Consider the following 13,170-nt stretch of genomic DNA (forward strand, 5'->3'; position numbering starts at 1 on the left):
GAGTAACGTTTGATTCTAGAACAAACATAATAAGTGGTGTAGCGACGAAAGTCGGTACTTATCCAATCGTGGTGATAAGCACTGACGCCGATGGCAATAGTGTCGAAACGAAATTTATTATAAACGTTATAGATGAAGATAAGTTAGAAATTCAGCCTATTCCAAATCAAATTGTCAAAATCAATACCCATATTAAAGATGTTAAGATTATTATAACTGGTGGATTAGGTTCAACAATTATAAGCGTAAGTGGATTGCCTAAAGGGCTTGAATTCAAATCAGAAACGCTTACTATTAGTGGTATACCAAAAGAACCTGGAAGATACGATATTATAGTAACTGTAATTGATAGTAACTCTAATCAAGCCGATGTTCATTTTGTTATAGAAGTAATTAACGATGATAATAATAAAAAACCTGGTAAAAATTCTCATATTGATGACCCTGAGAAACCCGTAATTGACAATAGCCATAAAAATGGGATAGCCATTCATGGTAAAACGAATTCATCTAAACATGTGATTATTGATTTACCATCAGAACTTACTAAGACTGTAAATATTAATAATCCTGGTAATTATACAATATGGGTTTCAGGTGCCCATAAAATGCATAAAGAGTCTTATCGCATAGTTGAACGTGATAAAGATAATGATATTTATGTTTTACCAGATACAGGTAACAACAGTAAAAGTTCTACAGGCATAGTAGCAACTGTTTTAGCTATGATAGGGGGAATATTGTTACTATTTAAACGTCGGAAGAATGATGAAGAAAAATAATTAAATTAGCAATCTTATAGTCTCAAAAGTTAGCGCTTTAGTCCTAGCTTTTGAGGCTATTTTTCGTGGTAAAAATGGTGTGAATTATGTACGAACCTATTATATATAAAAAAATACTTTTAATAAAATTAACGAAAATAAAAATTACCTATTAATATACATTTTGTACTTGAAAAGAATATTTAAGAGAAATTATGATTAAAAAACATTTAATATAATTAAAATGCGTAATATTAAATAGTGATAAATCTGTTATAATTCATATATCATTGTATTATTACTCTAATTATATAGATTAAAATGTATTATTATAATTATTTTGTACTATATATCAAAATTCTCATATACATCTAGGAAATAAAATAGAGTTTGATATGCAATGACAACTATTTTAACCAACTATAGGAGGTCAGTGAATGACTAACAGAAAGAGAAACTCGTCACAACGCATGGATTTTATCCCAAACAAACTAAACAAATATTCAATCAGAAAATTTACAGTAGGTACAGCTTCAATATTAGTAGGTGCCACACTTTTCTTAGGGCATCATGAAGCTGAAGCAGCTGAAAAACAACAATCCATATCTCAAAACCATAGCGATGAACAAGAAAGTTCTCAAGCTGATACAACAGTAACCACAGAACAAACAACAAATAATAATGTTTCTTCTCAAACTAACGCCACGTCACCAAGCACTCAAGATAAAACAACGATAGATCACACTGAAAATCCATCTTCAACAAACCAGCAGATAACAGAAAATCAATCACTGCATGCAAAAGATTTACAAACATCAAATCAAAACAATGTCTCGCATAAAGATACTGCTAACAAATCAACAGAAAAAGAAGCTAGACAACATCAAAATCATAAATCGACAATTCAACAACAAGAAAGTTCAGAAAAGTTAGTAACAGCTGCTCAAAATGCATCAGCTACAAACCAAGCTGTATCCACCAATACGAATGAGACACATGTACAATATGCTGATAAAAAATTGAGCCAAATTGGCGTGAACCATCAAACGAAAGAACAAGTTAAAGCTTCACTAGTTACTAAGAAAGCTTTTAAGCCACGTTCTAAACGAGATTTAGATAATACAATTGTGGCAGAAACCTTAAAAGCAGACATTACAAACCCTGACTATGGTGTTAGAACTCCTGCAACTCCTGTAACTGCAGCTGCTTCAACATCTCCAACAACGCGTGCATTGAGTAGTAATTATAGAGTAAGAACATTAGCGGCAGCTACACCAACAGGTAAAGATGTGAGTGACAAAATTAAATTTTCAAATATAGATATAGCAGTGGAAGGTAGAACTGCACATACAAATGCTAGTGGTCAACGTGAATTATGGGTGACTTCTGGAGATATTTTATCTTTAAAAGCAGATTATACCGTTGACAATAGCGTTAAAAGTGGAGATACATTTACGATAGGCTATGGACAATATATTAGACCTGGAGGATTTTCGTTACCATCATCGGACACAGAATTAAGAGATGCAAATGGTGCAATTATAGCTAAAGGTAAATATGATAGTAACACGAATAAAACAACCTACACGTTTACAAATTACGTTGACCAATATGATAATATTCAGGGATCTTTTAAAATAGCTGCAACTGCTAAACGAGAGAATGCCATCAATGATAAAGGATCATATAATATGGACGTAAAAATTGGAAATGTTTCTTTCAATAAAAATATTATTGTTGATTATGGTGATAATAAGAATAACCCTTTAAATGCATCAACGCTTTACAGAGATCCAAAAACAAACCAACAGTATCGAATCATTTATATTAATGAGCCAGGCAAAACATATAAAAATGTGAAATATCATAGTACAACAATGAATGGAAAACTCATAGATGGCACAGATGCAATAAAAGTTTATAAAGTGAATGATCCTTCAGCAATGGTCAACAGTTTCGCACCCGATTTAACTTCAAGTAAAGTAACAGATGTTACATCATCAAAAACAATTACATATGATAATAATCGCTCAACTGTAAATGTTTCTTTAGGAAATTTAGACGGTAAAACACGTTATATTATTGCTGAAAAAGTAGAACCTACAACTGACAATGGTAACTTAAGTTCAACGTTTTCAATAACTAACGATGATAAAAATAATCCAACAATTTGGGCGGCAAGTACTACACAAGGTGCTGCTGGAGACAATTCAACTGGTAGTGGTCAACAAACAGGTAAATATTCACTTGGCGACACTGTCTGGAATGACAAAAATCGAAATGGCATTCAAGATATAGGAGAAGAAGGCATACCTAACGTTTATGTTACTTTAAAAGATGCTAACGGAAATGAAATTGACAGAGTGACAACGGATGAGAACGGCAACTATAAGTTTAAAAATTTAAAAAATGGAGAGTACACTTTAGAATATTCAACTCCTAATGGAGGATATTCGTTAACCAAAGCAGATCAAAGTAACAATGATGCAGTCGATTCAGATGCACAATTAGTCAATGGCAAATATGTTGCTAAAGCTACAATTCAAGATGATGACAACATGACAGTTGATGCCGGATTTTATAAATCTGTTTATAACATCGGAGACTTCGTTTGGAATGATACGAATAAAAATGGCATTCAAGATGACGGAGAAAAAGGACTTGCCGGCGTAACTGTATTATTGAAAAATGAACAGGGACGTACAATTGCAACTACTGTAACCGACAAAAATGGCAAATATGGCTTTTACGAATTAGAATCTGGTAACTATACAGTTCAATTTATTACACCTGATGGTTATACATTATCACCATCAAAAGTAGGTACAGATGTAACTAAAGATTCTAATGGCGATGAAGTACCAATTCAATTAACTGAAAATGATTATTCTAATGATTTAGGTTTATACAAGCCGGATGCACCTAAATTAGATGACTATGAAATTACAGTAGAAGATAAAAGTTATGAAAATACTGTTCGTGTTAACACTAAGTTACCTAAGAATACAATCCAACTTGCACAACAAGGTAAAGATGGTCGTGATCGTGTATATTATAAACAATTAGGCTATCATCCAGATTTGACTGGGAAAGATGCTTCAAAATTACTGCAAATAGACGGCTATTATTTTGAAGAAGTACGCCGAGATCATATATACCAGTCACAAGATGCTATTTTTGAATATAACTTGGATAATAACACAGGTGTTAAAAATATAACGTATAATCCAACAACAAATACGTATACTGTGACATATCAAGACGGTTCAACAAAGGAACTACCAGGTCAACAGCCTAAAGGATTAACAATAAATAATAGTTATATTAATCAAAATGGAGATACTATTGTGGAATTTAGTGATGGTACAACTATTACGATTCCTAAAGGTAAAGATGGTGTCGACGGTAAAAAAGGTGAAGATGGTAAAACACCTAAAATTGAGCAAACACCAATTACCGATAGCTCAGGTAAACAAATTGGGGTTACAATCACTGTTAAAGATGGTGATGGTAAAGTAATAAATACGCAAAAAGTACTTAATGGTCAAGATGGAGCAAAAGGAAATCCAGGTGAAAAAGGCGAAAAAGGAGACCCAGGAACGAAGGGTGACAAGGGCGACAAGGGCGAAAAAGGAGATACAGGCGCTGCAGGTCGAGATGGTCAGAATGGTCAAGATGGTAAGTCAGTTATTGCAAATACAGAACGTGGTATAAAAGATGGTCAAGAAGGCGCATATATTAGAATCTATGAGGTCAATCCAGATGGTAGTCGCGGCACAATGATTTCTGAAACATTCATCAAAGATGGTGTGAAAGGCCAAGATGGTAAAGATGGACGTTCACCATCAATCCAACAAACGCCTATAAAAGATGAAAAGGGTAAGATTATCGGAACGACGATTACTATTCTAAGTCCAGATGGTCAAGAAGTTTCACATCAAGATATTTTAAATGGTAAAGATGGACAAAATGGAACATCTGTGACAACCATTACAGAACGTGGTAGACAAAATGATCAAACAGGCGCATATGTTAGAACATATGAAAGAAATCCAGACGGTAGTCGTGGCAAGCTCATCAGTGAAACCTTTATCTCAGATGGTCAGAATGGTAAGGATGGACAAAATGGCATGAATGGAAAATCTATAACAGCGGAAACACGTCCTGGTACAGATGCTGATGGAAACACTGGTGCATGGATTCGCGTTTATGAGTTGAATCCTGATGGCACTAAAGGCCAACTTATCAGTGAGACGTTTATTAAAAATGGCGCAAAAGGTGAAAAAGGCGAAGACGGTAAGACACCAAAAATCGAACAAACTCCAATACGTGACAGTTCTGGTAACCAAATAGGTGTAACAATCACGGTGACAGATGGTGATGGGAACGTCGTTAGTAAAGAGAATATTTTAAATGGCAAAGACGGTGCAAAAGGTGAAAAGGGTAAGACGCCATCTGTAGAACAACAAGCCATTCAAGATAAAGATGGAAAGCAAATCGGAGTCACAATTATTATCAAAGATGGAGACGGTAAAGAAATCAGTCGTCAAAACATTCTAAATGGCCAAGATGGTAAAAATGGTACTCCTGGTAAGGATGGTCAAACACCAACAGTTGAAACAATGCCAGCATTAGATAAAGATGGAAAGCAAATCGGTGTAACTATTATTACACGCGATGGTGATGGTAAAGAAATTGGGCGTCAAACAGTGACGAATGGCCAAGATGGTAAATCTATTACTGCAGTAACGGCACGTGGAGAACAAAATAATCAGACAGGTTCATGGATACGTGTGTATGAAGTAAATCCAGATGGCACACGTGGTAAGTTAATTAGCGAAACGTTCGTTGCTGATGGTCAAAAAGGTGCTGACGGTAAAAACGGTGTTGATGGCAAAGACGGTAAAACACCAACAATCGAGCAACAGCCTATTCGTGATAAAGACGGAAAACAAATCGGTGTAACTATCATTATCAAAGATGGAGACGGTAAAGAGATTAGTCGTCAAAAAATTCTAAATGGTCAAGATGGTCAAAAAGGTGCTAATGGTCAAGACGGTAAATCTGTAACTGCAATTACAGAACGTGGTACTCAAGATGGCCATAAAGGTTCATACATTAGAATTTATGAAATGAACCCAGATGGTACACGTGGTAAATTGATTAGTGAAACATTTATCGCTGATGGCGAAAAAGGTCGAGATGGTGTTGATGGTCAAGATGGTAAGTCAGTAACTGCCGAAACTACACGTGGAGATAAAGATGGTCAAACTGGAGCGTACGTCCGAATTTATCTAACCAATCCAGATGGTACACGTGGCAAATTAATCAGTGAAACCTTTATTGCTGATGGTCAAAAAGGTAAAAATGGCCAAGATGGTAAGACCCCAACAATTGAGCAACTTCCGATTTTGGATAAAAACGGAAAACAAGTTGGTGTGACAGTAATTGTCAAAGATGGAAATGGCAAAGAAATTAGTCGTCAAGATATCTACAATGGGCGTGATGGCCAAGACGGTAAAGATGGCAAAACACCATCTATTGAACAACAGCCAATTTTAGATAAAAATGGTAAACAAATCGGCACTACTGTGATCATTAAAGATGGAAATGGCAAAGAAATCAGTCGTCAAGATATTCACAATGGTCAAGACGGTAAGACCCCAACGATAGAGCAAGTACCTTCTTTAGACAAAGAAGGCAAACAAAACGGTATCATTGTGATCATTAAAGATGGTGATGGCAAAGAAATCAGTCGTCAAACGATTTTAAATGGTCAAGATGGACGTGATGGCAGAGATGGTAAGGCTCCACATGTGGAGCAGCAACCAATTTTAAATAAAGACGGAAAACAAATTGGTATTACTGTGATCATTAAAGATGGCGATGGTAAAGAAATCAGTCGTCAAAATATTTATAACGGTGAAAAAGGTCAAGATGGCAAGGACGGTAAAAATGGTGTAGATGGCAAGGACGGTAAAAATGGTGTAGATGGTAAATCAATTACTGCCATAACAGAACGTGGTACAAAAGATGGTAAATCTGGTTCTTACATCTATATCTATGAAATGAATTCAGACGGTAGCCGTGGCAAATTAATTAGTCAAACCTTTATTGAAGATGGCCAAGACGGTAAAACACCAAGCATTGAACAACAACCAGTTAAAGATGAAAAAGGAAATCAAGTTGGTGTTGTTATCATTGTTAAAGACGGTGATGGTAAAGAAATCAGTCGCCAAGTTATTGTAAATGGCAAAGACGGCAAAGATGGTAAAACACCAAGCATTGAACAACAGCCAATTAAAGACGAAAATGGTAAGCAAATTGGCATCACGATTATTGTTAAAGATGGTAATGGCAAAGAAGTAAGTCGTCAAAACATATACAATACATCTAATATCACAAATATTTATGTTAACGTTGAAGGCAACATTGTCTTTGTCTTCAAAGATGGAACAACTTGTATTTGTAAATGTGAGCCAAACAAACCGAATGAGCCAAACAAACCAAATGAGCCCGGCAAGCCAAGCGAACCAGGCAAACCAAATGAACCAAACAAACCGAGTGAGCCAAACAAACCAAGCGAACCAGGCAAGCCAAGCAAACCGAACAAATCAGTTCATACTAGAACAATGAAACATGTGAACTATAAAACAACGAGTCATTTACAGCAAGTTCATGATACGACACAATCAAACAATGATAAAAAACAGCAAGAATTGCCAGCAACAGGTGCTGTTGATGACAATGGTTATCAAGCTCCATTCTTTGGATCATTATTTGCAATTTCAGGAACAATATTGTTCTTAGCAAGACGTCGTAAACATCATCAATAACAATCATTAAATAGCGTTAATTATATGAGATTCGTTATAGTATAGAAGTTTCTGAAGTAATCAAACAGGTATGGGAAACTAAAGGTTGAAAATCTTTTATCCCATGCCTGTTTTTTTATAAAATGAGTTCAGTTCGTTTTTAAGAGAGAAGTCATATCTATTTAGATATAGAAATATTTTAAATAATTACAAATAAATATTAGAGATAAGCTTGACTTTAGTTATAAATATCGTTAAAGTATTAGCATATAATTCTGACAATTCAGATAGGTATTAACTGTATTGTTGCAAAAATGGAGGGGGGATCACAATACGATGTCAGTACCTAAAATAACTTACGATGTATTTTCTGAGGACCCTTTTATAGAAAAGCTAACACTAGATGAAGGAACAAAAGGCGCATATGACATTTTAAAGTGGGCGTATGACACATATGGTGAGTCAATCGTGTATGCATGTAGTTTTGGTGCGGAAAGCATGGTGCTCATTCATATTATTAGTCAGATTAAACCTGATGCCCAAATCGTATTTTTAGACACAGATTTACATTTTCAAGAAACATACGATTTAATAGAAGATGTAAAACAACGTTTTCCTCAATTACGTATCGAAATGAAGAAACCAGACCTCACACTTGAAGAACAAGCAGAAAAATATCAACCCGCACTATGGAAAGCAAATCCCAACCAATGTTGTTATATACGAAAAATTAAACCACTAGAAGAAGTTTTATCTGGCGCAGTAGCTTGGATTTCTGGATTAAGACGAGCTCAATCCCCAACAAGAGCACACACGAATTTCATTAATAAAGATGAACGTTTTAAATCAATAAAAATTTGTCCTTTGATTTATTGGACGGAAGAAGAAGTTTGGGACTATATCAATGATAATCATTTACCTTACAATGCTTTACATGATCAGCATTACCCAAGTATTGGATGTATTCCTTGTACTTCTCCAGTGTTTGATTCAGATGATTCCCGTGCAGGAAGATGGTCGAGCTTTTCCAAAACAGAATGTGGCTTACACGTAGCAGATAAGCCATAAAAATTTTACTACTTATTCTTATTATTCTGATATGAATTTTAAATAAAATTAGCATTGGAAAGTTATACACGGTTATTTCATAATAGAAGGGTAGATAAATAAAATAGTAATTATTGATAAGAGGTGGAACGATTGAGTTTAAGTGTAACAAACAGTCCATTTACTGCAGAACAAGCCAAACAACTTAGTGAAGTTATTGCTACGTTAACACCTGAACAAAAGGTATGGCTTAGTGGCTATTTAATTGCCAATCAACAGACAATACAAACCAATTCATCGGTTCAAAGTGAACAACTCTCAACAAAAGCTGAAGCAGTTATTCAAAGCAATGAACCGGAGATAGAACCAACACAGCGCAGTATTACGGTACTTTATGGTTCAGAAACAGGGAATGCGCAAGGTGTAGCTGAAATTTTTAGCGAACGTCTAACGAATCTTGGTCATAACGTTGTAATAAGTAGTATGGACACATTCAAAACAAAAGAACTTAAGAAAGTAGAAGATTTATTTATTGTCACATCGACACATGGAGAAGGTGACCCGCCAGATAATGCGCTAGAATTTCATGAATTCTTGCATAGTAGAAAGGCACCTAAGTTAGAAGGTGTTAGATTTTCAGTCCTAGCTTTAGGAGATCAAACTTATGAATTTTTCTGCCAAACAGGTAAAGATTTTGATAAAAAACTAGCTGAATTAGGCGCAGAACATTTATATGAACGTATTGATTGTGACATTGATTATGACGAAGATGCGGAAAAATGGATGGCTAACGTCATTAAAGCCATTGATACTGAGTCAAGAGGTACAGAAAGTGAACAAGTTATAAGTGAATCAATTAAAGCAGCTAAAGAACGAAAGTATTCTAAGAGTAATCCATATGAAGCAGAAATTTTGGATAATATTAATTTAAATGGCAAAGGTTCAAATAAAGAAACACGACATGTTGAATTGTTGCTAGATAATTTTGGAGAAGAATATGAACCTGGCGATTGCATTGTAGTATTACCACAAAATGATCCGCAAGTCGTTGATTTGCTTATCGCAACATTAGGATGGGATCCAGAAGAACAGATTCCTGTATCTGAAGATGGTGATACATTAACGTTATCCGATGCATTAACACGTCATTTTGAAATTACTAAGTTAACGAAGCCATTGCTACAACAAGCAGCAGTCATATTTGACAATGATGACTTGAGCGACAAAGTTCAAGATAATGAATGGGTTCAACAGTATATCAATGGTAGAGATTTTATTGATTTGCTTAATGATTTTGGAACGGATGAGTTGCTACCTGTAAACTTGTCACAGCTTTTACGTAAGTTGCCACCAAGAGAATATTCCATCTCAAGTAGCTATAAAGCAACGCCGGATGAAGTACATATTACGGTAGGTGCAGTGAGATACCAATCTCACGGACGAGATCGCTCAGGTGTTTGTTCAGTTCAATTTGCAGAGCGTCTTCAGCCAGGAGATACGGTACCAATTTACTTAAAACGTAATCCAAATTTTAAGTTTCCAACAGAAGCGGATACGCCGATTATTATGATTGGTCCAGGAACAGGAGTCGCACCTTTTAGAGCTTGCATGCAAGAACGTGAAGAGCTTGGATTTAAAGGTAATACATGGCTATTCTTTGGAGATCAGCATTTTACAACAGACTTCTTATATCAAACTGAATGGCAAGCATGGTTAAAAGAGGGATACTTAGAAAAAATGGATGTGGCTTTTTCTAGAGATACAGACCACAAAATATATGTCCAACACCGTATTATGGAACGCAGTGCACAGTTTAATGCATGGTTAGAAAAAGGAGCATCTATCTATATTTGCGGTGATGAAAAACACATGGCAAAAGATGTGCATCAAGCCATCAAAGATGTGTTAGTAAAAGAACAGGGACTTAGTCAAGATGAAGCAGAAGCATATTTAAAACAACTTAAGAAAGATAAGCGTTATCAACGGGACGTATATTAAAAGAAAGGCAGGGGGATTCAATGGCAAAATCGAATGAGCAACTTGAGCAAGAATTAAATCAAAAACTTGATCAATTAGAATACATCAAAGATGATAGTAATTATCTACGTGGCACGATTGAACAAGGTTTAGCAGACCCGTTAACTGGTGCTATTTCCGATGATGACACTAAGTTGCTGAAATTTCATGGTAGCTATCAACAAGATGATAGGGATTTGCGTGACGAACGGCGAAAACAGAAGCTTGAGCCAGCGTATAGCTTTATGATCCGTGTACGTCTTCCTGGAGGGACAGCTACACCAGAACAATGGATAGCCATGGATGACATATCAAATCAATATGGTAATCACACAATGAAATTAACAACACGCCAAACATTCCAATTTCATGGCATTTTAAAGCGTAATTTAAAAGCATCTATGCGCCATATAAATGATGCATTACTAGACACGATTGCTGCATGTGGGGACGTCAATCGTAATACAATGTGTAATCCTAATCCGTATCAATCACGTTTTCATCAAGAAATGAATGATTATGCAGCAGCAATCAGTAATCATTTATTACCGAAAACCAATGCATATCATGAAATATGGTTAGATGGTGAAAAGGTGTTGGATTCAAGTGAAGAAGTTGAACCGATGTATGGTAAAACATATTTGCCACGTAAGTTTAAAATAGGCATTGCTTTACCGCCAAGCAATGATATTGATGTTTACTCACAAGATATTGGTTTAATAGCTATTGTTGACCATGATGAGTTGATAGGATTTAATGTCTTAGTTGGTGGTGGTATGGGTATGACACATGGCAATAAAAATACCTATCCACAAATCGGGCGTTTACTGGGTTATATACCTAAAGAAGAAGTGGTCGATGTTTGTGAAAAGATTTTAACGATTCAGCGTGATTATGGTAATCGTGTAGACCGAAAAAATGCACGCTTTAAATATACAGTTGATCGTTTAGGACTTGAGAGAGTCAAAACAGAATTAAATCAACGTCTTGGATGGGAAATTCAAGAACCAAAAGCCTTTAAATTTGAGCATAACGGTGATCGTCTTGGTTGGATTCAAGGAGAACACAATTGGAATTTTACGCTGTTTATTCAAAATGGTCGTATTAAAGATTTAGAAGATTATAAATTGAAAACTGCTTTGCGAGAAATTGCTGAAGTACATCAAGGAGACTTTAGATTATCACCCAATCAAAATCTAATTATTGCTAATGTGTCTCCAGAACATAAAAAGGATATACAAGATATTATTGAACGTTATCAATTAACAGATGGTAGACACTATTCAGGTTTACGACGTAACTCTATGGCTTGTGTTGCATTTCCAACATGTGGTTTAGCTATGGCTGAGTCAGAACGCTACCTACCTTCATTGATTGGTAAAATAGAAGATTTACTAGATGAAGCAGGTGTTAGTGAAGAAGACATTACAATTCGTATGACAGGTTGCCCAAATGGTTGTGCACGTCCGGCATTGGCAGAAATAGCATTTATTGGGAAAGCACCAGGAAAATACAATATGTATTTAGGTGGTGGTTTCAAAGGAGAACGTTTGAATAAACTGTATAAAGAAAATATTGATGAACAACAAATTTTAGCAAGTTTGCGACCAATATTAATGGATTACGGTAAGTCACGTTTAGAGGGTGAACATTTCGGTGATTTCGTCATTCGTTCAGGCGTTATTGCTGAAGTGCATTCTGGTCAAGATTTTCATAGCTAATCAGCTAAAAAGAGGGTGTTAATATGGGGAAAGTCTACTTAGTTGGTGCGGGTCCAGGTGACCCGGAGCTGATTACAGTAAAAGGTTTAAAGGCAATTAAACAAGCGGATGTTATTTTATACGACCGTTTAGTCAATAGGGAACTCTTGGATTACGCAACGGCAGGTACAAAATTGTTTTATTGCGGAAAGGATCCTAATAGACAGTCGTTGCCACAGTCAGAAACGAACAAAATGCTTGTGAGCTTAGCTAAAAAAGGTCATACAGTAACACGTTTGAAAGGTGGAGATCCCTTTGTTTTTGGCCGTGGTGGTGAGGAAGCGGAAATATTAGCGCAACATCATATAGCATTTGAAATTATACCTGGTATTACAGCAGGAATTGCTGCGCCAGCCTATGCAGGGATTCCAGTGACGCATAGAGATTTTAGTTCATCTGTCGCTTTTGTGACTGCAGTGAATAAGCCAGGAATGACTAAAGCTGCTTATTGGGAACATCTCGCACATGGACCGGAAACGTTATGTATATATATGGGTGTTAAACGTTTGTCTGAAATTTGTGGTTTATTAATTAAATACGGTAAACCTATTGATACCCCTGTTGCATTAATCCACTTAGGTACAACAGCATATCAACAAACGGTCACTGGCACATTGAGTACAATAACAGAAGTAGCTAAAAATATTAAAAATCCAGCTATGATTGTAATTGGTCAAGTCGTACAGATGCATGATAAAATTCAATGGTTTACGGAACAAACTGAACAGATGAGAATGGACTATTCACAAGTGAATTCTAAATAAATTAACA

General features: G+C 35.7%; 6 protein-coding genes. All 6 read left to right on the forward strand.

Annotated elements, in window-relative coordinates; all coding sequences use genetic code 11:
- The coding region (locus tag HMPREF3267_RS11215) for a putative Ig domain-containing protein (RefSeq protein ID WP_141758230.1) at positions 1-782 on the forward strand (782 nt) is incomplete at its 5' end.
- Between the two features lie 416 nt (positions 783-1,198).
- Complete coding sequence (locus HMPREF3267_RS11220; protein ID WP_070823898.1) at positions 1,199-7,597, forward strand: SdrD B-like domain-containing protein; 6,399 nt, start codon at positions 1,199-1,201, stop codon at positions 7,595-7,597.
- 315 nt (positions 7,598-7,912) lie between these two features.
- Complete coding sequence (locus HMPREF3267_RS11225) at positions 7,913-8,644, forward strand: phosphoadenylyl-sulfate reductase (RefSeq protein WP_002478529.1); 732 nt, start codon at positions 7,913-7,915, stop codon at positions 8,642-8,644.
- Positions 8,645-8,776: 132 nt separating this feature from the next.
- Positions 8,777-10,621 carry an assimilatory sulfite reductase (NADPH) flavoprotein subunit gene (locus HMPREF3267_RS11230; protein WP_070823899.1) on the forward strand — a complete coding sequence of 615 codons (1,845 nt, stop codon included), beginning with the start codon at positions 8,777-8,779 and terminating at the stop codon, positions 10,619-10,621.
- Positions 10,622-10,641: 20 nt separating this feature from the next.
- Complete coding sequence (cysI, locus tag HMPREF3267_RS11235) at positions 10,642-12,360, forward strand: assimilatory sulfite reductase (NADPH) hemoprotein subunit (RefSeq protein ID WP_062078178.1); 1,719 nt, start codon at positions 10,642-10,644, stop codon at positions 12,358-12,360.
- Positions 12,361-12,383: 23 nt separating this feature from the next.
- Positions 12,384-13,163, forward strand: coding sequence for a uroporphyrinogen-III C-methyltransferase (cobA, locus tag HMPREF3267_RS11240; RefSeq protein WP_002460598.1), 780 nt, complete (start codon positions 12,384-12,386; stop codon positions 13,161-13,163).
- The last annotated feature ends 7 nt before the right edge of the window (positions 13,164-13,170 follow it).

It is taken from the genome of Staphylococcus sp. HMSC62D11, from assembly GCF_001839145.1.
Classification (GTDB): domain Bacteria; phylum Bacillota; class Bacilli; order Staphylococcales; family Staphylococcaceae; genus Staphylococcus; species Staphylococcus lugdunensis.

Bases quoted from the DNA above. Each gene is read 5' to 3' on its own strand.
- cobA (WP_002460598.1), top strand. From the start codon at position 12,384: ATGGGGAAAGTCTACTTAGTTGGTGCGGGTCCAGGTGACCCGGAGCTG.
- HMPREF3267_RS11225 (WP_002478529.1), top strand. From the start codon at position 7,913: ATGTCAGTACCTAAAATAACTTACGATGTATTTTCTGAGGACCCTTTT.
- cysI (WP_062078178.1), top strand. From the start codon at position 10,642: ATGGCAAAATCGAATGAGCAACTTGAGCAAGAATTAAATCAAAAACTT.
- HMPREF3267_RS11220 (WP_070823898.1), top strand. From the start codon at position 1,199: ATGACTAACAGAAAGAGAAACTCGTCACAACGCATGGATTTTATCCCA.